Source organism: Streptomyces candidus, assembly GCF_014207445.1.
GTDB lineage: Bacteria > Actinomycetota > Actinomycetes > Streptomycetales > Streptomycetaceae > Streptomyces > Streptomyces candidus.
In genome coordinates this window covers 197237-218149 of the sequence record NZ_JACHEM010000010.1, presented here as the reverse complement: position 1 = coordinate 218149, position 20913 = coordinate 197237, and the positions used below count along the sequence as shown (strand labels likewise).

The following is a 20913-nucleotide window of genomic DNA, read 5'->3' as shown; positions in this document are numbered from 1 at the left end:
TCTAGGGGGTGTACGGGAGAGGGGCGGGCCTGCCCGCCCCTCTCACACGTACGGCACTGCAGGGGATGCCTGGCGTCAGCTGACGCCGAGCTCCTTGGCGTTGGCCTTGAGGTCCTCAATGCCACCGCACAGGAAGAACGCCTGCTCGGGGAAGTGGTCGTAGTCCCCGTCGCAGATCGCGTTGAACGCACGGATCGACTCTTCGAGCGGAACGTCCGAACCGTCCACGCCGGTGAACTGCTTGGCGACGTGGGTGTTCTGCGACAGGAAGCGCTCGACGCGACGGGCGCGGTGGACGACGAGCTTGTCCTCTTCGCCCAGCTCGTCGATACCGAGGATCGCGATGATGTCCTGGAGGTCCTTGTACTTCTGGAGGATTCCCTTGACACGCATCGCCGTCGCGTAGTGGTCCGCCGCGATGTAGCGGGGGTCCAGGATGCGCGACGTGGAGTCGAGCGGGTCCACCGCGGGGTAGATGCCCTTCTCCGAGATCGGGCGCGACAGAACGGTCGTCGCGTCCAGGTGGGCGAAGGTGGTGGCCGGCGCCGGGTCGGTCAGGTCGTCCGCGGGGACGTAGATCGCCTGCATCGAGGTGATCGAGTGACCACGGGTCGACGTGATGCGCTCCTGGAGGAGACCCATCTCGTCGGCCAGGTTCGGCTGGTAACCCACCGCGGACGGCATGCGGCCGAGGAGCGTGGAGACCTCGGAACCCGCCTGCGTGTAGCGGAAGATGTTGTCGATGAAGAAGAGCACGTCCTGCTTCTGCACATCGCGGAAGTACTCCGCCATGGTCAGACCCGAGAGCGCGACGCGAAGACGCGTGCCCGGCGGCTCGTCCATCTGACCGAAGACAAGCGCCGTCTTGTCGATGACGCCGGACTCGGCCATTTCCTCGATGAGGTCGTTGCCCTCACGGGTGCGCTCACCGACACCGGCGAACACCGACACACCGTCGTGGTTGTTGGCCACGCGGTAGATCATTTCCTGGATCAGCACGGTCTTGCCGACACCGGCACCACCGAACAGACCGATCTTTCCGCCCTTGACGTACGGGGTGAGAAGGTCGATGACCTTGACGCCGGTCTCGAACATCTCGGTCTTCGACTCGAGCTGGTCGAACGACGGGGCCTTGCGGTGGATGGGCCACCGCTCGGTCACCTCGGCGTTGGCCTCCGGCTTGTTCAGGATCTCGCCGAGGGTGTTGAACACCTTGCCCTTGGTGATCTCGCCGACGGGGACGGTGATGCCCTCGCCGGTGTCGGTCACCGGGGCCTGGCGGACCAGACCGTCGGTGGGCTGCATCGAGATCGCGCGGACCAGGCCGTCACCCAGGTGCAGGGCGACTTCCAGGGTCAGCGTCTTGAGCTGGCCGTCCTCGGCCGGGTCTGCGACCTGGACCTTGAGGGCGTTGTAGATCTCCGGCATGGCGTCGACGGGGAACTCCACGTCGACGACAGGGCCGATGACACGGGCAACACGGCCCGTGGCGGCGGCCGTCTCCACAGTGGTCGTCATTACTTGTCACTCCCCGCGTTCGCGTCGGCGAGGGCGCTGGAGCCACCGACGATCTCGCTGATTTCCTGGGTGATTTCGGCCTGGCGGGCCGCGTTGGCAAGCCGGGAGAGGTTCTTGATCAGATCCCCGGCGTTGTCGGTCGCCGACTTCATCGCACGACGACGGGCGGCGTGCTCGGAAGCGGCGGCCTGAAGCAGTGCGTTGTAGATACGGCTCTCGACGTATCGCGGCAGCAGGGCGTCGAGGACGTCCTCCGCCGAGGGCTCGAATTCGAAGAGCGGAAGGATTTCGGCCTTCGCGCCCTCCTCCTTCTCGACCTTGTCGAGGCTGAGCGGCAGCATCCGGTTCTCGACCGGGTTCTGCGTCATCATCGACACGAATTCCGTGAAGACGATGTGCAGTTCGTCGACACCGCCCTCGGCCGTCTCCGTAATGACGGCCTCGATGAGGGGCGCTGCGACGCGCTTGGCGTCCGCGTAGGTGGGGCTGTCGGTGAAGCCGGTCCACGAGTCCGCGATCTTGCGCTCACGGAACCCGTAGTAGGCGACACCCTTGCGGCCGACGATGTAGGTGTCGACCTCCTTGCCCTCGCCGCGAAGCCGCTCGGTGAGCCGCTCCGCCGCCTTGAGGACGTTGGAGGAGTAGCCGCCGGCCAGACCGCGGTCGCTCGTGACGAGCAGGATCGCGGCCCGGGTCGGGGTCTCGGCCTCGGTCGTCAGCGGGTGGTCGGTGTCGGATCCGGTCGCCACCGCCGTCACCGCGCGGTTCAGCTCATTGGCGTACGGCATGGAAGCCGCGACCTTGCGCTGGGCCTTGACGATGCGAGCGGCGGCGATCATCTCCATCGCCTTGGTGATCTTCTTGGTCGCGGTGACGGCGCGGATGCGACGCTTGTAGACCCGGAGCTGCGCTCCCATGAGTCAGGTCCCTTCCGTCGTCACTTGGAGACGTTGACGGCCGGTGCGTCCTCGCCCAGGGACTGGCCGTCCGAGGTCTCGAACCGCCCCTTGAACGTGGTGATCGCGTCGGCGATGGACTGGAGCGTGTCGTCGTTCATCTTGGCGCCCTCGGCGATCGAGGTGAGGAGCTCCTTGCGCTCGCGGCGCATGTAGTCCAGCAGCTCGCTCTCGAAGCGGCGGATGTCCTCGACCGGGACCTCGTCCATCTTGCCGGTGGTGCCGGCCCAGACGGAGACGACCTGCTCCTCGACCGGCATCGGCTGGTACTGGCCCTGCTTCAGCAGCTCGACGAGGCGCTTGCCGCGCTCCAGCGACGCCTTGGAGGCCGCGTCCAGGTCGGAACCGAAGGCGGCGAACGCCTCCAGCTCGCGGTACTGGGCGAGGTCCAGACGCAGTCGGCCGGACACCTGGCGCATGGCCTTGTGCTGGGCCGAACCACCGACGCGGGAGACCGAGATACCGACGTTCAGCGCCGGGCGCTGGCCCGCGTTGAACAGGTCGGACTCCAGGAAGCACTGGCCGTCGGTGATGGAGATGACGTTGGTCGGAATGAACGCCGACACGTCGTTCGCCTTGGTCTCGACGATCGGCAGGCCGGTCATCGAACCGGCGCCCATGTCGTCCGACAGCTTCGCGCAGCGCTCAAGGAGACGCGAGTGCAGGTAGAAGACGTCGCCCGGGTAGGCCTCGCGGCCCGGCGGACGGCGCAGCAGCAGCGACACGGCGCGGTAGGCGTCGGCCTGCTTCGACAGGTCGTCGAAGATGATCAAAACGTGCTTGCCGGCGTACATCCAGTGCTGGCCGATGGCCGAACCGGTGTACGGCGCCAGGTACTTGAAGCCGGCCGGGTCGGACGCGGGGGCGGCGACGATCGTCGTGTACTCGAGCGCGCCGGCCTCCTGGAGCGCACCACGCACGGAGGCGATGGTGGAGCCCTTCTGACCGATGGCGACGTAGATGCAGCGCACCTGCTTGTTCACGTCGCCCGAGCGCCAGTTGTCACGCTGGTTGATGATCGTGTCGACGGCCAGCGCGGTCTTGCCGGTCTGACGGTCGCCGATGACCAGCTGACGCTGACCACGGCCGATCGGCACCATCGAGTCGATGGCCTTGTAGCCGGTCTGCATGGGCTCGTGCACGGACTTGCGGACCATGACGCCCGGAGCCTGGAGCTCCAGGGCGCGGCGGCCTTCGGTCTCGATCTCGCCGAGGCCGTCGATCGGGTTGCCGAGCGGGTCGACGACGCGGCCGAGGTAACCCTCGCCGACGCCGACGGAGAGCACCTCACCGGTGCGCTGCACCGGCTGGCCCTCTTCGATTCCGCTGAACTCGCCGAGGACGACCGCACCGATCTCGCGCTCTTCGAGGTTGAGGGCGAGACCGAGGGTTCCGTCCTCGAACTTCAGCAGTTCGTTCGCCATGGCCGAGGGAAGACCCTCGATCTTCGCGATGCCGTCGCCGGCAACGCTGACAGTTCCGACCTCCTCGCGCGAGGCCGCGTCCGGCTGGTACGACTGGACGAAGTTCTCCAGTGCGTCCCGGATCTCCTCCGGCCGGATCGTGAGCTCCGCCATCTGGGTTCCCTGCTCTCCTTGTTGGGCCCGAAGTTTTCTAGGGGTCTGGGGTCGGCCCCCAGGAATCCTCTGCGGCCCAACCGGGCCGCTGGCAATGCGTATTGCTGGCAATGCTTGGTGCTGCGCTGCGTGACTGACGTCAGCCCGCCATACGCCGGGAGACCTCGTCGAGGCGCTCCGCGACCGTCCCGTTGATCAACTCGTCGCCGACGCGGACCTGGATACCGCCGAGGACCGAGGGGTCCACGTCGATGTTCAGGTGCATCTCACGACCGTAGATCTTCGCGAGGGCAGCGCCGAGGCGCTGCTTCTGCTGATCGGTGAGGGGCACCGCGGTGGTGACCTCCGCGACCCTCCGGTTACGGCGTTCCGCGGCGAGCTTGGACAGGGACTCGAGTCCCGATTCCAGGCTACGTCCACGGGGCTGCGTCACCAGACGGACGATCAGTCGCTCGGTGACCTGCTCGGCCCGACCCCCGAGCAGGCTGCGGAGCAGCGAGCTCTTGGCGGCGGTGGTGGCCGCCTTGTCGGTGAGCGCGGACCGGAGCGCGGCGTTCGCCGCGACGATCCGGCCGAAGCGGAACAGTTCGTCCTCGACGGTGTCGAGCCTGCCGGCCTGCTGGGCGGCGGTGAGGTCGGCGGTGTTCGCCAGCTCCTCCACCGTGTCCACCAGGTCGCGGGACTGCGACCAGCGGGACCGGACCATGCCCTTGACCAGGTCGACGGCGGAGCCGTCCACCTGACCTGCGAGCAGCCGTCCGACCAGCTCGGCCTTGGCCTCGCCGGGCTGCGACGGGTCGGTGAGGACCCGGCGCAGCGAAACCTCGCGGTGCAGCAGCGCGGTGACGGCGGCCAGGTCGCCGGCCAGCTTCGTCGCGTCGACGGACGGGGTGTCCGTCAGCGCGTCGAGGCTGTTCCGGGCGGTGCCCAGTGCGTCGCGGCTCGCGCCGTTCATCGGGCTGCCTCGGCCTTCTCCTCAAGCTCGCTGAGGAAACGGTCGATGGTGCGGCTCTGTCGTGCGTGGTCCTCAAGGGACTCACCGACGAGCTTGCCCGCCAGGTCGGTGGCGAGCTTGCCCACGTCCTGTCGCAGCGTCAGTGCAGCCTGCTTGCGGTCGGCCTCGATCTGGGCGTGCCCGGCAGCGATGATCTCCTCACGCTGCCGCTGGCCCTCTGCGCGCAGGTCTTCCTTGAGCGCAGTGCCCTGCTCCAGTGCTTCCTGGCGCAGTCGTGCGGCCTCGTGGCGGGCCTCGGCGAGCTGAGCCTTGTACTGCTCCAGGACGCTTTCGGCTTCGATCCGGGCCTCGTCGGCCTTCTCGATGCCGCCTTCGATGGCCTCGCGCCGCTCTTCCAGAACCTTGTTGATGGCCGGGAGGAGCTTCTTGGAGAAGACGAAGAAGACGATGCCGAACGCGATCAGACCGATGAGAATCTCGGGCCAGACCGGCAACAGCGGCGACTGCGGCTCCTCAGCTGCAAGATGCAACATGATGGACCTTTCGTCTTAAAGAAACTGTCAGGCCTTCGGGAAGATGAAGGGGGCGACGAAGCCGATCAGCGCCAGGGCCTCGATGACCGCGAAGCCGAGCAGCATGTTCTGGCGGATGAGGCCGGAAGCCTCGGGCTGGCGGGCGATGGCCTGCACACCGTTACCGAAGATGATGCCGATGCCGACGCCGGGGCCGATCGCGGCGAGGCCGTAGCCGATGGTGCCGATGTTGCCCGTGACAGCAGCGAGAGTCTCAGACATTGCTCTGTGGTTCCTTCTCTTGAATGGCCGGTGGAATTGTGTCCGCCGGACGTCTGTGGGGTGACCGGGGATGGTCCGGGTGTCTCTCAGTGCGCTTCTTCGAGCGCCTGGGACAGGTACGTGGCGGTCAGCACGGTGAAGACGTATGCCTGCAGCGCCTGGATGAACAGCTCGAAGACGGTGAGTACGACCGTCACTACGAAGGACCCGGTGGCGTAGACCGTGCCGAGTACGGTACCGAGCATGTACCAGGTGGCGATCGTGAAGACCAGGATCAGGATGTGCCCCGCGAACATGTTCGCGAAGAGTCGGACCGCCAGCGTAAACGGCCGCACGAAGACGTTCGAGACGAACTCGATCGGCGTGAGGATGACGTAGATCGGCTTCGGCAGACCGCTCGGTACGCACAGGTTGCGGATGCCACCGACGAAACCGTTGGTCCGGAAGGTCACCGTCATGTAGATGACCCACACGAGGAGTGCCAGTCCGACCGGGTAGCCGATGAGCGCGCTGACCGGGAACTGCGCCAGCGGAATCAGCGCCCAGAGGTTCAGCATCCAGACGAAGAAGAACAGCGACACCAGCAGCGGGACGAAGGGCTCGCCCTTCTTGCCGATGACCTCTTTGGCGATGCCTCGGTGCACGAAGTCGTACAGGGCCTCGGCGACCATCTGGAGCTTGCCTGGCACTACCTGGGGCTTGGAGAAGCCGGCCCAGAAAAAGGCAAGGATGGCGAACGTACCGATGATCGCCAACAGCATCGGCTTGTTGAACTCGACAGGCCCGATGGTGAAGATCGGGTCGAAGATGAATGACCACGCACTCGGGGCGGGGAAACCGCAGCCCTGGAAGAGATGGCAGTCAACCTCGAAGGCGAGCGTCTGGGCGTCAGCAGTCACCAGGAGCTCCTTCTGCATGGCGCATGGATACGGCAACCTCGTTGAGTCTGAGCGGCAGGGCAGCCGCAGTACGGCACCGGTCTGGTCTTACAGGGTGGTGGCGGCGGACAGGCGCAGAGCCTCGCGAAGGACAGGCGTCAGCTCTGGTGCCCGCGCCCGCAGTGCCGCAGTTTGGATCGGACCATAGCAGTCCGTCGAACGTGAACTTATACCGGCCCTACTTGTCATGGGACGTCCCTGCCCCGGAGGCGGTGACGTCTTCCTGGGAGGGGTCGACATAGAGCGTCTTCGACTTCACGTGCGACCAGGTCTGCGCGACGATCCACATGATCGTGGCAGCCACGAGGCTGATCGCGAAGGCCTGGAGATGGAAGAGCGTGGTGTTCCTGAACGCCATGATGAACAACAGCAGGAGCACGAGCTGGACGGAGTAGACCACCAGCCCCATCCCCGAGAAGAGCTGCGGCATGGCCTTCGCCACGTACTGCAGCGCGAGCTGGCCCAGCCCCATGAAGAGGATCACCACCAGCACCCCGACCGCCGCACCGACAGCCCCCTTGCCGCCGACGACCACCCCGCCGACCACAGCGGCGACTACGCCGAGGGCAGCGGTGGGGACGGCGGTCTGGAGGAGACTCCGGACGTCGTGGGACGGCATGGCGGCAGCTCCGCTTTGCTTGGTGGGGCAGTGGGTGTCGTCATGGACGAGCGTAAGCCCGGATCGAGAAGGGCTCTCGGGCCGCCGGACCGGCGTATCGCGGTCCTGCGGCTCTGTCGCCGGGTCTCGTGAACGGTATCACAAACTATTTGATGCAGTCTTTACCCGGAAAGTGTGGTTGGTGTCACACATGAGAGTGACCCTGCCCGTGTGTGCAGTGCGCTGCGGCGGTTTGTCTGGTATTGGTCCGCACTGGGGCAAACGTCAACGCGGGTACCTCAGTTGAAACGCGAACGGGAACCCAGGGCGGTGGCGCCGTTGACGCCCGCCGCCACCCGCGCGCGGTCCGCTTCGCCGCTTCCGTCTCCGGCGCCGTCCGGCTCCCGGTCCGCCGACCCGGCGGCCGGCCCGGTCTCCGTCCCGGCTGCCGTCCTTGCCGCTGTCCCTGTCGTCTCCTGAGCCGTCGCTCCGGCCGTCGCTCCGCTCGGCCCGGACGTTTCCGCAGCGGCCGGCTCCGCCGCCCGCGTCCGGCGGCGCCGGTAGCGCGGCGGCACGAAGGCCTCCATCCAGCGCGGGGCGCGGGGCGTGAAGCGCGGCAGGAGCAGCAGTACGAGTCCCAGGGCGCTCAGCACGACGATGAGCAGCACGATCCACATGCTCTCCCGGGACACCGAGTAGGCGACCATCCCGAACGCGATCAGCGCGGACCAGAAGTACATGATCAGCACCGCCCTGCTGTGCGAGTGCCCGATCTCCAGCAGCCGGTGGTGCAGGTGCCCCCGGTCCGCCGCGAACGGCGACTTGCCCTGCCAGGTCCTCCGTACGATCGCCAGCACCAGGTCCGCGAACGGGATCGCGATGATCGTCAGCGGCAGCAGCAGCGGGATGAAGACCGGCAGCATCGCGTGGGTGGCGTTGCGTTCGCCGCCGGCGAAGAGGCGCAGGGCGTCACCGTCGACCTGGCCGGTGATGGAGATGGCGCCGGCCGCGAGGACCAGGCCGATGAGCATCGACCCCGAGTCGCCCATGAAGATCCTGGCCGGATGCATGTTGTGCGGCAGGAAGCCCAGGCACATGCCGACCAGGATCGCGGCGAAGAGGGTGGCGGGGGCGGCCGACTCGATGCCGTACCGGAACCAGATGCGGTAGGCGTACAGGAAGAACGCGCAGGTCGCGATGAGCACCATGCCGGCCGCGAGGCCGTCGAGGCCGTCGACGAAGTTGACCGCGTTGATGGTGATGACGACCAGGGCGACCGCCAGGAGGTTGCCCTGCCAGGGGGTCAGCGAGACGCCGCCGACACCCGGGATGGGCAGGTAGAGGACCGTGAGGCCCTGCATGACCATGACGCCCGCCGCGATGAACTGGCCGCCCAGCTTGATCAGGGCGTCGATCTCGAACTTGTCGTCCAGGACACCGATCAGCCAGATCACGGCGGCCCCGGAGAGCAGGGCGCGCGGCTCGTTCGAGAGTTCGAAGACGCCGTTGAGGCTCTCCAGGTGGTCCGCCACCAGCAGCCCGGCGCACAGACCGCCGAACATGGCGATGCCGCCGAGCCGAGGCGTCGGCTCCCGGTGGACGTCACGGGCACGGATCTCCGGCATCGCCCCGGCCGCGATGGCGAACTTCCGCACCGGGCCCGTCAGCAGATACGTCACCGCGGCCGTGACGCAGAGCGTCAACAGGTATTCACGCACGGGCTGCCCCACAGTTGTCTCTGGCCATCTCAGCCCCACACCCTAGCTTCGCGGCCACGGGGTTGAGGACACTCGGGTCCCTGTGGATGGTTCCGCACGGCCCGTTCATCCCCGGTAAGGGGGAAACCTCCGCGCGAGCTCCCGTACCTCGGTCGGCGCGTTCCGTTCACCCCGCAGGGCCAGCGCGAACAGTGCGACGATGCGCGCCATTTCGGCCTCGCCCATGCCCTGCGTGGTCACCGCCGCGGTGCCGAGCCGCAGGCCACGGCCCTCTCCGTACGGAAGCGCGCACGTATCGAGCACCACGCCCGCCGCCGCCAGCAGCGCCCTCGCCTCGCGCCCGTCCATGCCCAGCGGAGCCGGATCGGCGGTGATCAGATGGGTGTCCGTACCGCCGGTCGTGACGGCGAAGCCCTCGCCCGCCAGTCCTTCGGCGAGCACCCGCGCGTTGGAGACCACCTGATGGGCGTACGTCGCGAAGGCCGGTCCTGCCGCTTCGCCGAACGCGACCGCCTTCGCCGCGATCGTGTGCATCTGCGCGCCGCCCTGGGTGAACGGGAAGACAGCCCGGTCGATCCGCTCCGCCAGCTCCTCGCCGCACAGCAGCATGCCGCCGCGCGGCCCGCGCAGCACCTTGTGCGTGGTCGCGCACACGACGTCGGCGTACGGCACGGGGCTGGGCGCCGCCCCTCCGGCCACGAGTCCGATCGGATGCGCGGCGTCCGCCACCAGATAGGCCCCGACGTCGTCGGCGATGGCCCGGAAGGCCGCGTAGTCGGGATGGCGCGGGTAGGAGATGGAACCCACGACGATCGCCCGGGGCCGCCGGGTACGCGCCAGGGCGGCCACCTGCTCGTAGTCGATCAGCCCGCTCTCCGCGTCGACCCCGTACCCCACCACGTCGAACCAGCGCCCGGAGAAGTTGACCGGCGACCCGTGCGTGAGGTGACCGCCCGACGGCAGCCCCATGGCCAGCAGGGTGTCCCCGGGCTTGAGCAGCGCGGCGTACGCGGCGAGGACGGCCGCCGACCCCGAATGCGGCTGCACATTGGCGTGCGCGGCGCCGAACAGGCCCTTGGCCCGGTCGATGGCGATCCGTTCGGCGGCGTCCACCACCTCGCACCCGCCGTGGTGCCGGGCGCCGGGGTACCCCTCCGCGTACTTGTTCGCCAGCGGCGACCCGAGCGCGGCGAGCACGGCGGGCGAGGTGAAGTTCTCGGCGGCGATCAGCTGGAGACCCTGCGCCTCCCGGCGCACCTCGGCGCGGACGACGTCGGCGATCTCGGGATCCTGGCGGGCGAGCGCCTCGAAGTCCGCCCCGGGGGTCACGGGGGCGGCGGGTGCGGATACGGATGCGGGTGCAGCGATGGCGGGCATCTCGGGCTCCGGGCCTGGGGGGAGGGGGACTTCAGTGCCGTGTCCCCCAATGTAGGCCCGCCATGCCGGCCCCGCCCGGTCTGCGCCGCCCTCCGGGGCCCCTCCCGCGCGCGCCCCTCGCACCGCTCCGCCCCCAGGGACCTCCCGGGCTTCGGGCCGCCGCGCCGGACCCCGTCCGCCGGGGGCCCGCGACCGCCGCGACTCAGTGTCTGGCCGGAGCCCCCGTCAGCGCCGTGACCACCGGGTCCAGCGCCGCGTTGATCTCCTCACCGACCGAACGGAAGAACGTGATCGGAGCCCCGTACGGGTCGTAGACCTCGTCCGCCTCCTCCGTGGGCGCCAGCAGCCAGCCGCGCAGGGCGGCGGCAGCCCGCACCAGGGCACGGGCGCGCTCGACGACGCCTTCCTCCAGGGGGTCCGGAAGGGTAAGCGGGTCTATGGCCCTGACGAGACGGTTGAACTCCTTCAGGGTGAAGGTGCGCAGACCCGCGCTGTGGCCCATCGAGATGACCTGGGCTCGGTGGTCGCGGGTCGCGGTGAGGACGAGGTCGGCGCGGATGACGTGCTCGTCGAGGAGTTCGCGTCCGGTGAAGCCTGCCGCGTCGGCGCCGAAGTCGGCGAGGACGGCGGCGGCGTTGGCCTCCATGGGGGCGCCCTCGTGGCCCCAGGTACCGGCGCTCTCCACGATCAGGCCGCCGTAGGAGGGGTCACCGAGACGTTCCGCCAGGGCATGGCGGGTCAGCCGCTCGGTGATCGGCGAGCGGCAGACGTTGCCGGTGCTGACGTGGAGGATACGGAAGGTGGTTCCCGATATGCCTTCTGCTGTGCCACGCCCGTCAAGGGCGGTCAACTCGCCACCTCAAGATCGGGTACGACCTTGCGCAGCTCCTCCGCGCTCAGCACTCCGGCCCGCAGCAGGACCGGTGCCGTGCCGGTGACGTCGACGATGGAGGACGGCAGGTTGCCCGGCGTGGGCCCGCCGTCCAGGTAGACGGAGACGGAGTCGCCCAGCATCGCCAGGGCGGCGTCGCAGTCCTCGGGGGACGGGTGGCCCGTGAGGTTGCCGGAGGAGACGGCCATCGGGCCGACCTCGGTGAGCAGTTCGATGGCGACCGGGTGCAGCGGCATGCGGACGGCGACGGTGCCGCGGGTGTCGCCGAGGTCCCACTGGAGGGACGGCTGGTGGCGGGCGACGAGGGTCAGCCCGCCCGGCCAGAACGCGTCGACGAGCTCCCACGCCTGCTCGGAGAAGTCCGTGACCAGGCCGTGCAGGGTGTTCGGGGAGCCGATGAGGACGGGGCTGGGCATGTTACGGCCGCGGCCCTTGGCTTCGAGGAGGTCACCGACCGCCTCGCTGCTGAACGCGTCCGCGCCGATCCCGTAGACGGTGTCGGTGGGCAGGACGACCAGCTCGCCCCGGCGGACGGCCGAGGCGGCCTCGCGCAGACCGGCCTTGCGGTCGGTCGCGTCGTTGCAGTCGTATCGCCGTGCCATTTAACGGTCCCCCTCGGGCAGGAACATCGGGTTGTACGAGAGATACGGGTCGTACGAGCGGTACGGGCCGTACCGGGGATGCGGTGTGCCGGTCACGGCATCGCCTTGCGTGCGGTGGCGAAGCGCGGCCTGTTGTTGAGGTCGGGGTGGTCGGCGGCATCCGCCCAGCCCCGCTCCTCGGTGAAGATCCACGGGACCTGGCCGCCCTGGGTGTCGGCGTGCTCGATGACGACGACGCCGCCGGGCCGCAGCAGGCGGTGCGCGGTGCGTTCGATGCCGCGGATCAGGTCGAGGCCGTCCTCGCCGGAGAACAGCGCCATCTCGGGGTCGTGGTCGCGGGCCTCGGGCGCCACGTACTCCCACTCGGTGAGCGGGATGTACGGCGGGTTGGAGATCACCAGGTCGACCTGGCCGTCCAGCTCGGGGAGCGCGGTCAGGGCGTCCCCGTGGTGCAGGACGACCCGGGAGCCGTCGACGTTCTTGCGGGTCCACTTGAGCGCGCCCTCGTCCAGCTCCACGGCGTGCACGCGCGAGCGCGGCACCTCCTGGGCCAGGGCGAGCGCGATGGCGCCGGAGCCCGTGCACAGGTCGACGATCAGCGGTTCGACGACGTCCATGGCGCGTACGGCGTCTATGGCCCAGCTGACGACCGACTCGGTCTCCGGCCGGGGCACGAAGACGCCGGCCCCCACCTGGAGCTCCAGGTAGCGGAAGAAGGCGCGGCCGGTGATGTGCTGGAGGGGCTCGCGGGCCTCGCGGCGGGCGATGGCCTCCCAGTAGCGGGCGTCGAAGTCGCTGTCGGGGACCCGGTGCAGCTCTCCCCGCTTGACACCGTGGACGAACGAGGCGAGCTCCTCCGCGTCGAAGCGCGGTGAGGGCACGCCGGCGTCGGCCAGCCGCTGGGTGGCCTGCGCCACCTCGGCGAGCAGCAGATTCATCCGGATCCTCCGGCTTGCAGGGACAGCTGGACGTGGAACGGTCGCGGCCTACTGCGCAGCAGCGAGCTTCGCCGCGGAGTCCGCGTCGACGAGGGCCTGGATGACGGCGGTGAGGTCACCGTCGAGCACCTGGTCCAAGTTGTACGCCTTGAAGTTCACGCGGTGGTCGGAGATCCGGTTCTCCGGGAAGTTGTACGTCCGGATCTTCTCGGAGCGGTCGACCGTACGGACCTGGCTGCGACGTACGTCCGAGGCCTCGCGCTCGGCGGCCTCCTGCGCGGCGGCCAGCAGACGGGAGCGCAGGATGCGCATGGCCTGCTCCTTGTTCTGGAGCTGGCTCTTCTCGTTCTGGCAGGAGGCGACGACCCCGGTCGGCAGGTGCGTGATGCGCACCGCGGAGTCGGTGGTGTTGACGGACTGCCCGCCGGGGCCCGAGGAGCGGTAGACGTCGATGCGCAGGTCGTTCATGTTGACCTCGACCTCGACCTCCTCGGCCTCGGGCGTGACGAGCACGCCGGCGGCGGAGGTGTGGATGCGGCCCTGCGACTCGGTGGAGGGCACGCGCTGCACGCGGTGCACGCCGCCCTCGTACTTGAGGCGGGCCCAGACGCCCTGGCCGGGCTCGGTGGCACCGTTGCCGCCCTTGGTCTTGACGGCGACCTGGACGTCCTTGTAGCCGCCGAGCTCGGACTCGGTGGCGTCGATGATCTCGGTCTTCCAGCCGACACGCTCCGCGTACCGCAGGTACATGCGCAGCAGGTCGCCGGCGAACAGGGCGGACTCGTCGCCGCCCGCGCCCGCCTTGACCTCCAGGATGACGTCCTTGTCGTCGTTGGGGTCCCGGGGGACGAGGAGGAGCCGCAGCTTCTCCGTGACGTCCTCGCGCTGCCGCTCCAGGTCCTTGACCTCGGCGGCGAAGTCGGGGTCGTCCGCGATGAACCCGCGGGCCGTCTCGATGTCCTCGCCGAGCTGCTTCCAGGTCCGGTAGGTGCCGATGATCGGGGTCAGCTCGGCATAGCGCTTGTTGAGCTTGCGCGCGTTCGCCTGGTCCGCGTGGACAGACGGGTCGGCCAGCTTCTTCTCAAGATCGGCGTGCTCGCCGATCAAGTCCTCGACCGCCTCGAACATCTTCGGGCTCCTGGGGTGCGTAAGTTACGAAATGAGCAGCCTGCGTCACGACAAAGCGCCGGTCCTCCCCCACTCCGGTACGGAGCGGTCGAGGACCGGCGCGATGACTCGCTACTTCGCGGCGGAGCCGGCCTTGCCGAAGCGGGCCTCGAAGCGGGCCACGCGGCCACCGGTGTCGAGGATCTTCTGCTTGCCCGTGTAGAACGGGTGGCACTCGGAGCAGACCTCGGCGCGGATGCGGCCTTCGGTCAGGGTGCTACGGGTGGTGAACGCCGCGCCACAGGTGCAGCTGACCTGGGTCTCGACGTACTCGGGGTGAACATCGCGCTTCAAGGTGACTCCTAGAGTTTCGGGAGGGCACCGGGTCGCATCCGCGGATTTGCGGGTACGTGAACCGGGGCCGACGGACCAGTCTGCCAGGGCGGGCCCGTGCTTCAAAATTCGAAGGTAATCGTCTCAACGGGGGCGGGCCCGGATGTATTCCACGGCCCACCGCGAAGCCGGCGGGAGGCCGGTCCGGCCGGTGCTCAGTCGCCCTTGACTATCGTGCCGGCGTCGCCCTTGTCGCCCGCCGAGCCCTCGGTGACGGACGCCGGGATGGGTGCGTCGCTCCGGAGGGCCTGCCAGAGCTGCTGGGACTGCGTGTCCAGGGGCACGACGCGGTTGGGGTCCCGCGGGTCGTACCGGACGGGCAGCGTGACCATCTCCATGTCCTGTGCGCCGATGCCCTTGAGGCCGTTCGCGAAGGACATGAGCTGGTTGACCGAGGCGAGGTCGGAGTCGGTGGTGATGGCCTTGGTGGCGGCGTCGGCGAGGTCGTACAGCTTCTTCGGGTTGGTGAAGACGCCGACGTTCTTGACCTGGCCGATGAGGGCCTTCATGAACGCCTGCTGGAGCTGGATGCGGCCGAGGTCGCTGCCGTCGCCGACGCTCTTGCGGGTGCGGACGAGGGCCAGGGACTGCTCGCCGTTGAGCTGGTGGGTGCCGGGCGGCAGGTCCAGGTGGCTCTTGGTGTCCTTGATCGCCTTCTTGGTGGTGACCGGGACGCCGCCGAGTTCGTCGATGAGCTTCTTGAAGCCGGTGAAGTCGACCTCGACGTAGTGGTCCATGCGGATGCCGGACATGTGCTCCACGGTCTTCACCGCGCAGGCGGGTCCGCCGACCTCGTACGCGGTGTTGAACATCTGCCGCTGGGCGGCGGGCACGGTCGTCCTGCCGTCGTTGTCGGACACGCACTCCGGGCGGGAGACGAGGGTGTCGCGCGGGATGGAGACGATGCTGGCCTTGGTGTGGCCCTCGTTCACGTGCAGGATCATCGCGGTGTCCGAGCGGGCGCCGCCTTCGTCGGTGCCGTACTCGGCGTTGTCGCCGTCCCGGGAGTCGGAGCCCAGGACCAGGATGTCCTGCGAGCCGTTGTCGACCTCGTCGGGGCGGTCCGTGCCGAGGGCGCTGTTGATGTCGACGCCCTTGAGGTTGCCGTCGAGCTTGAAGTACACGTAACCGAGTCCGCTGCCGCCGGCCAGGACCACTCCCGCGGCGACCCACGACAGCGTCGTGGTGGCGCGGCGGCCCTTGGCCGGTGACTTGCGGCGTTTGCCGGTGGCCCGTATTCGGCCGCTCCTGCCCGTATCGCTCATGTGCTCCTCAGTCCCTCGTGGATTCCCGCGTACCCCCTGCCGTGGTGGATCAGGCACGGTATGTCGACACTTGTCAGACGTTGAATCACCCAGAAGGGTTGCACAGCACCCTTGCGTGCCCGGCGAGAAGTCGTCCGGTGCGCATGCTGCCGCACGACCTCAAGAGCCCCTCTTGTCCGGGCTGAGCTGCTGCTTTACGGAGCCCACGGCGCTGCGGAGCGGAGAGCGTCCCCTGGGGCGGGTGTGGCGCAAGTCTCGAAAAGATCACGGCGTCGGCCCGCCGACCGCACCTCGGCGCCCCCGTTGCCGCCCCTCAATCCGCTTCTCCGGTACGCCTGCGCGGTCCGACGCCGCGCCGTGCTGCGGCGCGGACGACGCGAGCCCGGGTGCGGGTCACGATCTCTCGTGACCCGCACCCGGGCTCGTCGCGCTGTTCCTGGCGGAAGCGGCTAGTCGTTGCTGTTGCCGTTGCCGGACGGAGTCGTCTTGGCGATCTGCATCAGGAACTCGGCGTTCGACTTCGTCTGCTTCATCTTGTCGAGAAGCAGTTCGATGGCCTGCTGCGAGTCGAGCGCGTGCAGCACCCGGCGCAGCTTCCAGACGATCGCGAGCTCTTCGGCGTTGAGCAGGATCTCTTCCTTGCGGGTGCCGGACGGGTCGACGTCCACCGCGGGGAAGATGCGCTTGTCGGCGAGCTTGCGGTCGAGCTTGAGCTCCATGTTGCCGGTGCCCTTGAACTCCTCGAAGATCACCTCGTCCATGCGCGAGCCGGTGTCGACCAGCGCGGTGGCCAGGATGGTCAGCGAGCCGCCGTCCTCGATGTTGCGTGCCGCGCCGAAGAAGCGCTTCGGCGGGTAGAGGGCGGTCGAGTCGACACCACCGGAGAGGATGCGTCCGGAGGCCGGGGCCGCCAGGTTGTACGCACGGCCCAGACGGGTGATCGAGTCGAGCAGGACGACCACGTCGTGGCCCAGCTCCACGAGGCGCTTGGCGCGCTCGATGGCCAGTTCGGCGACGGTGGTGTGGTCCTCGGCGGGACGGTCGAAGGTGGAGGAGATGACCTCGCCCTTCACCGACCGCTGCATGTCGGTGACCTCTTCCGGACGCTCGTCGACCAGGACGACCATCAGGTGGCACTCGGGGTTGTTGACCGTGATCGCGTTGGCGACGGCCTGCATGATCATGGTCTTGCCGGTCTTCGGCGGGGCCACGATCAGACCGCGCTGGCCCTTGCCGATCGGCGCGACGAGGTCGATGATCCGGGTCGTCAGGACGCCCGGGTCGGTCTCCAGGCGCAGCCGGTCCTGCGGGTACAGCGGGGTCAGCTTCTGGAACTCGGGACGGCCGCGGCCACTCTCCGGCGCCATGCCGTTGACGGAGTCCAGACGCACCAGCGCGTTGAACTTCTCGCGGCGCTCGCCGTCCTTGGGCTGGCGGACCGCACCGGTGGTGTGGTCGCCCTTGCGCAGGCCGTTCTTGCGGACCTGGGCGAGGGAGACGTACACGTCGTTGGGGCCCGGCAGGTAGCCGGACGTCCGGATGAACGCGTAGTTGTCGAGGATGTCCAGGATGCCCGCGACGGGGATCAGTACGTCGTCGTCGTTGACCTGCGGCGGAGCCTCGCTGCCGAACTCGTCGCGGCCACGACGGCCACGGCGGTCGCGGTAGCGGCCACGACGGCCGCGGCGGCCGCCCTCGAAGTCGTCGTCGTCCTGGGGACCGTTGTCACGGTCACGGTCACGGTCGCGGCCCTGGCTCTGGCCCTGGCTCTGGTTGCCCTGGTTGCCGCCGCCCTGGTTGCCCTGACTCCCCTGGTTGCCGCCCTGGCGCTGCTGGCGCCCCTGGTCGTCGGCACCCTTGCCACCGCGGTCACGATCCCGGCGGCTCTGGCGGTCGCCCCGGTCACCGCGGTCGCCCCGGTCGCGGCCCTGGCGGTCCCCGCGGTCGCGGCCCCGGCGGCCCTCGGCGTTGTCCGCCGACTGCTCCGCCTTGGCGTCGCTGCTGTTCCTGGTGTCGGTCTGCGCCTCCGCCGTGACGTCGGTCCTGGCCTCGGCCCGGACCTCGGTCTTGACGTCGGACTTCTGACTGGACGACACGTCGCTTGCGGCGGCGCCCTGTTCGGGGCTGCCGGCCGCTGCGGTGGCGCGCCGGCGGCGACGCTCGCCGACCGGCTGCTCGTCGCCGGAGGCGCCCGTCTGCGCGGGCGGAGACGACAGCTTGGGGGCCGGCTGGCCCGGGATGTCGATCTGCTGCTGGCTGACGGCCTTCTCGGCCTTCGCCTCGGCCGGGGCGGCGGCCTCGGCGTTGTCCGTGCGCGCCTTGGAGGTGGCACGGCGCTTCGGCTTGCTCTCGGCGTCGCCCGAGTCGGCGCTCTTGGCGGGGGCGGACTTGCCGCCACCGGCCTGCGTCTCCTTGATGACCTCGATCAGCTGGCCCTTGCGCATGCGCGCGGTGCCCTTGATCCCGAGGCCGGACGCGACCTGCTGCAGCTCGGCCAGGACCATGCCGTCCAGGCCGGTGCCGGAGCGGCGGCGCCGCGGGGCACTGCCGGTGGCAGCACCTGCGTCGGACGCATTGTCGACATTCTTGTCGGCAGTCACGCCCATCAGATCGGTGGTGTCGCTCACGAAGGGTCCTTCCCTGGAGCGGACGTCGGCCTGTCTGGCTCGGCGACCGGTTGTGCTGTGCCGGCGGCTTCCTTGGGGAGAGCCGTGCCGGGGCGGTGGTCCGCCGGATGTGGCGGAGAGACAAAAGTGCGTGGGATTCCGACCCGAAGTCCCCAGTGCCCCCTCTGGGAAGAACGCGGGGTGTCGTGCCGGTTCCGGAGCGTGCTCAAAACGGCTCAGGCAGGCTGCTCTGGCAGTTTGGGGAGGCTCCCGGAAGAAGACGGTCCCGAAGGGGACACGATGCACCGCGCCGCAAGGGCGTCGGATGCAGACTTGAGATTAACACTACCGGCTCCAACAAACATTCCCCCTCTCTTCCACCGGCAATCGTGTGAGGTCCTGCCGGCTGTCCTAGCCGGACGCGTCCTGCGGTGCGAGCGGCAGCACGCTCGCGCCCGCGGCGTCGAGGGAGAGCCGCTCCGCGGCCCATCCGTCGCCCGCCGCCCGTACGACCTTGTCGGCCGCGGGCTCGTCGACCAGCGCGAGGACAGTGGGGCCCGCACCGGAGACGACCGCGGGGACGCCGTCCGCGCGCAGCCGGTTGACGAGCGCGACGCTCTCGGGCATCGCGGGAGTGCGGTATTCCTGGTGCAGCCGGTCCTCGGTCGCGGGCAGCAGCAGCTCGGGGCGCCTGGTCAGGGCTTCCACGAGCAGGGCCGCACGACCGGCGTTGGCGCTTGCGTCCACATGGGGGACGGTACGGGGAAGCAGCCCGCGGGCGGCCTCGGTGAGGACGGGCCTGGACGGGACGAAGACCACCGGAACGATGGAATCCGAGGGGTCCAGACGGATCGCGCGGGCCGCACCGCCGTCCATCCAGGCGAGGGTGAAACCGCCGAGGAGACAGGCGGCGACGTTGTCGGGGTGGCCCTCGATCTCGGTGGCGAGCTCCAGCAGGGCCTCGTCGTCCAGTTTGGCGTCGCCGCCCGTGGTCACCGCGCGGGCGGCCATGATGCCGGCGCAGATGGCGGCGGACGAGGAGCCCAGGCCGCGGCCGTGCGGGATGCGGTTGGCGCACACGATCTCCAGGCCGCGCGGCTGTCCGCCGAGGGCGTCGAAGGCGGTGCGCAGGGACCGTACGAGCAGATGACGCTCGTCGCGGGGCAGTGTGTCGGCGCCCTCGCCCGCGATGTCGATGTGCAGCCCGGAGTCGGCGACCCGCACCACCACGTCGTCGTACAGCCCCAGGGACAGGCCGAAGGCGTCGAAGCCGGGCCCGAGGTTGGCGCTCGTGGCGGGGACACGCACGCGCACGGGGGCGGCTCGGAACGCGGGACCGGCCATCGCTCGACGATCTCCTTGAGTGGCGGGGGGTGGTGGGTACGGCGACACGTGCGGCCTGACGGCGGAGGCACCGCGGCATATGCGGCGCGGGAGTGTCGGTACAGCCTATCGAAGGAAGGTTCCCCGGGGACATAGGGCGCACGTGTCGCGCGTTGCCACTCCGGAGTGCCGGGAGGGCCCACCGGGGCGCGGGGTGCTCGCGGGACCGCTGCGGCTGGTCACGCGAGCACCCCGCTTCCTCGGGGGCGGGTCCGGCGTGGCGCTCAGGCCAGGCCGAGCTTTTCGGCGGCGATGCCGGCGTCGACGGGGACGGCGGTCGCCGGCGGCGCTCCGGCGGTGGCCCACTCCGGGTCCTTGAGGCCGTTGCCGGTGACCGTGCAGACGATGCGCTGGCCGCCGTCGACCTTGCCCTCTTCGACGGCCTTCAGCAGACCGGCGACCGACGCGGCGGACGCGGGCTCCACGAAAACGCCCTCCTGGGACGCCAACAGCCGGTACGCGGCGAGGATCTGACGGTCCGTCACCTCGTCGATGTGCCCGCCGGACTCGTCGCGCGCCGCGAGCGCGAAGTCCCAGGAGGCCGGGTTGCCGATACGGATGGCGGTGGCGACCGTGGAGGGGTCCTTCACGACCTCGCCGCGCACGATGGGCGCGGCGCCGGACGCCTGGTAGCCCCACATCCGGGGGGTGTGCGTGGCGAGTTCGTCGGCGGCGTACTCCTTGTACCCCTTCCAGTACGCGGTGATGTTGCCCGCGTTGCCGACCGGAAGGACGTGGATGTCCGGGGCGTCGCCGAGCGCGTCGGCGATCTCGAAGGCGGCGGTCTTCTGGCCCTCGATGCGCACCGGATTGACCGAATTGACCAGCGCCACCGGGTAGTTGTCGGACAGCGAGCGGGCCAGGGTGAGGCAGTCGTCGAAGTTCCCGTCGACCTGGAGGATCTTGGCGCCGTGCACGAGGGCCTGGCCCATCTTGCCGAGGGCGATCTTCCCCTGGGGCACGAGGACGGCGCAGACCATGCCGGCCCGTACGGCGTAGGCGGCTGCGGACGCCGACGTGTTGCCGGTGGAGGCGCAGATGACGGCCTTCGCGCCTTCCTCCTTGGCCCGCGTGATCGCCATGGTCATGCCGCGGTCCTTGAAGGACCCGGTCGGGTTGGCGCCCTCGACCTTGAGGTACACCTCGCAGCCGGTGCGCTCGGAGAGGACCTGTGCGCGGACGAGCGGCGTGCCGCCCTCGCCGAGCGAGACGACGGGCGTCGTGGCCGTGACCGGGAGCCGGTCCCGGTACTCCTCGATGATGCCGCGCCACTGATGGGTGCCCTGGATGGTCATG

Annotated in this window: 19 protein-coding genes; all 19 read right to left on the bottom strand. The window is 69.3% G+C overall.

What is annotated here, in order from left to right:
* Positions 1-75: 75 nt before the first annotated feature.
* On the bottom strand, positions 76-1518 hold the full coding sequence (atpD, locus tag HNQ79_RS20235) for a F0F1 ATP synthase subunit beta (protein WP_185033042.1): 1443 nt from the start codon (positions 1516-1518) through the stop codon (positions 76-78).
* Positions 1518-2435: a F0F1 ATP synthase subunit gamma gene (locus HNQ79_RS20230; protein WP_185033041.1), complete on the bottom strand. Its 918-nt coding sequence runs from the start codon at positions 2433-2435 to the stop codon at positions 1518-1520. The genes atpD and HNQ79_RS20230 overlap by 1 nt, the downstream gene beginning before the upstream one ends.
* A gap of 20 nt (positions 2436-2455) precedes the next feature.
* Positions 2456-4051 (bottom strand): F0F1 ATP synthase subunit alpha, encoded by a 1596-nt coding sequence (gene atpA / locus HNQ79_RS20225; RefSeq protein ID WP_185033040.1) that lies wholly within the window; start codon positions 4049-4051, stop codon positions 2456-2458.
* Positions 4052-4190: 139 nt separating this feature from the next.
* On the bottom strand, positions 4191-5006 hold the full coding sequence (locus tag HNQ79_RS20220) for a F0F1 ATP synthase subunit delta (protein ID WP_185033039.1): 816 nt from the start codon (positions 5004-5006) through the stop codon (positions 4191-4193).
* Positions 5003-5539 (bottom strand): F0F1 ATP synthase subunit B, encoded by a 537-nt coding sequence (locus tag HNQ79_RS20215; RefSeq protein ID WP_185033037.1) that lies wholly within the window; start codon positions 5537-5539, stop codon positions 5003-5005. The genes HNQ79_RS20220 and HNQ79_RS20215 overlap by 4 nt, the downstream gene beginning before the upstream one ends.
* A gap of 27 nt (positions 5540-5566) precedes the next feature.
* Positions 5567-5800 carry an ATP synthase F0 subunit C gene (gene atpE / locus HNQ79_RS20210; protein WP_185033035.1) on the bottom strand — a complete coding sequence of 78 codons (234 nt, stop codon included), beginning with the start codon at positions 5798-5800 and terminating at the stop codon, positions 5567-5569.
* A gap of 86 nt (positions 5801-5886) precedes the next feature.
* Entirely contained in the window at positions 5887-6717 is an 831-nt protein-coding gene (gene atpB, locus HNQ79_RS20205; RefSeq protein WP_185033033.1) for a F0F1 ATP synthase subunit A, read from the bottom strand.
* A gap of 199 nt (positions 6718-6916) precedes the next feature.
* The gene (locus HNQ79_RS20200) at positions 6917-7357 is read right to left on the bottom strand and encodes a Cg1360 family ATP-synthase-associated protein (protein ID WP_185033031.1); all 441 of its coding nucleotides are present in this window, start codon (positions 7355-7357) and stop codon (positions 6917-6919) included.
* 278 nt (positions 7358-7635) lie between these two features.
* Positions 7636-9066, bottom strand: coding sequence for an MraY family glycosyltransferase (locus HNQ79_RS20195; protein ID WP_185033029.1), 1431 nt, complete (start codon positions 9064-9066; stop codon positions 7636-7638).
* A 93-nt stretch (positions 9067-9159) separates the two neighbouring features.
* Entirely contained in the window at positions 9160-10431 is a 1272-nt protein-coding gene (gene glyA, locus HNQ79_RS20190; protein ID WP_185033028.1) for a serine hydroxymethyltransferase, read from the bottom strand.
* 202 nt (positions 10432-10633) lie between these two features.
* Positions 10634-11281: an arsenate reductase/protein-tyrosine-phosphatase family protein gene (locus HNQ79_RS20185; RefSeq protein ID WP_185033026.1), complete on the bottom strand. Its 648-nt coding sequence runs from the start codon at positions 11279-11281 to the stop codon at positions 10634-10636.
* The gene (locus tag HNQ79_RS20180) at positions 11278-11925 is read right to left on the bottom strand and encodes an L-threonylcarbamoyladenylate synthase (protein ID WP_185033024.1); all 648 of its coding nucleotides are present in this window, start codon (positions 11923-11925) and stop codon (positions 11278-11280) included. Before HNQ79_RS20180 ends, HNQ79_RS20185 begins: the two co-directional genes overlap by 4 nt.
* 92 nt (positions 11926-12017) lie before the next feature.
* The gene (prmC, locus tag HNQ79_RS20175; RefSeq protein WP_185033022.1) at positions 12018-12863 is read right to left on the bottom strand and encodes a peptide chain release factor N(5)-glutamine methyltransferase; all 846 of its coding nucleotides are present in this window, start codon (positions 12861-12863) and stop codon (positions 12018-12020) included.
* A 48-nt stretch (positions 12864-12911) separates the two neighbouring features.
* On the bottom strand, positions 12912-13991 hold the full coding sequence (gene prfA, locus HNQ79_RS20170) for a peptide chain release factor 1 (RefSeq protein WP_185033020.1): 1080 nt from the start codon (positions 13989-13991) through the stop codon (positions 12912-12914).
* Between the two features lie 111 nt (positions 13992-14102).
* The gene (rpmE, locus tag HNQ79_RS20165) at positions 14103-14324 is read right to left on the bottom strand and encodes a 50S ribosomal protein L31 (RefSeq protein ID WP_185033017.1); all 222 of its coding nucleotides are present in this window, start codon (positions 14322-14324) and stop codon (positions 14103-14105) included.
* A gap of 194 nt (positions 14325-14518) precedes the next feature.
* Entirely contained in the window at positions 14519-15628 is a 1110-nt protein-coding gene (locus HNQ79_RS20160; RefSeq protein WP_185033015.1) for an LCP family protein, read from the bottom strand.
* A gap of 449 nt (positions 15629-16077) precedes the next feature.
* Positions 16078-18255 (bottom strand): transcription termination factor Rho, encoded by a 2178-nt coding sequence (gene rho, locus HNQ79_RS20155; protein WP_185033013.1) that lies wholly within the window; start codon positions 18253-18255, stop codon positions 16078-16080.
* Between the two features lie 390 nt (positions 18256-18645).
* Positions 18646-19578, bottom strand: a complete 933-nt coding sequence (gene thrB, locus HNQ79_RS20150) for a homoserine kinase (RefSeq protein ID WP_185033011.1) — start codon at positions 19576-19578, stop codon at positions 18646-18648.
* Between the two features lie 263 nt (positions 19579-19841).
* On the bottom strand, positions 19842-20912 hold the full coding sequence (gene thrC, locus HNQ79_RS20145; protein ID WP_185033009.1) for a threonine synthase: 1071 nt from the start codon (positions 20910-20912) through the stop codon (positions 19842-19844).
* Position 20913 lies beyond the last annotated feature (1 nt).

Bases quoted from the DNA above. Each gene is read 5' to 3' on its own strand.
- HNQ79_RS20220 (WP_185033039.1), bottom strand. From the start codon at position 5,006: ATGAACGGCGCGAGCCGCGACGCACTGGGCACCGCCCGGAACAGCCTC.
- atpB (WP_185033033.1), bottom strand. From the start codon at position 6,717: ATGCAGAAGGAGCTCCTGGTGACTGCTGACGCCCAGACGCTCGCCTTC.
- thrB (WP_185033011.1), bottom strand. From the start codon at position 19,578: ATGGCCGGTCCCGCGTTCCGAGCCGCCCCCGTGCGCGTGCGTGTCCCC.
- HNQ79_RS20215 (WP_185033037.1), bottom strand. From the start codon at position 5,539: ATGTTGCATCTTGCAGCTGAGGAGCCGCAGTCGCCGCTGTTGCCGGTC.
- prmC (WP_185033022.1), bottom strand. From the start codon at position 12,863: ATGAATCTGCTGCTCGCCGAGGTGGCGCAGGCCACCCAGCGGCTGGCC.
- prfA (WP_185033020.1), bottom strand. From the start codon at position 13,991: ATGTTCGAGGCGGTCGAGGACTTGATCGGCGAGCACGCCGATCTTGAG.
- atpA (WP_185033040.1), bottom strand. From the start codon at position 4,051: ATGGCGGAGCTCACGATCCGGCCGGAGGAGATCCGGGACGCACTGGAG.
- atpE (WP_185033035.1), bottom strand. From the start codon at position 5,800: ATGTCTGAGACTCTCGCTGCTGTCACGGGCAACATCGGCACCATCGGC.
- HNQ79_RS20230 (WP_185033041.1), bottom strand. From the start codon at position 2,435: ATGGGAGCGCAGCTCCGGGTCTACAAGCGTCGCATCCGCGCCGTCACC.
- HNQ79_RS20160 (WP_185033015.1), bottom strand. From the start codon at position 15,628: ATGAGCGATACGGGCAGGAGCGGCCGAATACGGGCCACCGGCAAACGC.
- HNQ79_RS20200 (WP_185033031.1), bottom strand. From the start codon at position 7,357: ATGCCGTCCCACGACGTCCGGAGTCTCCTCCAGACCGCCGTCCCCACC.
- HNQ79_RS20180 (WP_185033024.1), bottom strand. From the start codon at position 11,925: ATGGCACGGCGATACGACTGCAACGACGCGACCGACCGCAAGGCCGGT.
- atpD (WP_185033042.1), bottom strand. From the start codon at position 1,518: ATGACGACCACTGTGGAGACGGCCGCCGCCACGGGCCGTGTTGCCCGT.
- thrC (WP_185033009.1), bottom strand. From the start codon at position 20,912: ATGACCATCCAGGGCACCCATCAGTGGCGCGGCATCATCGAGGAGTAC.
- glyA (WP_185033028.1), bottom strand. From the start codon at position 10,431: ATGCCCGCCATCGCTGCACCCGCATCCGTATCCGCACCCGCCGCCCCC.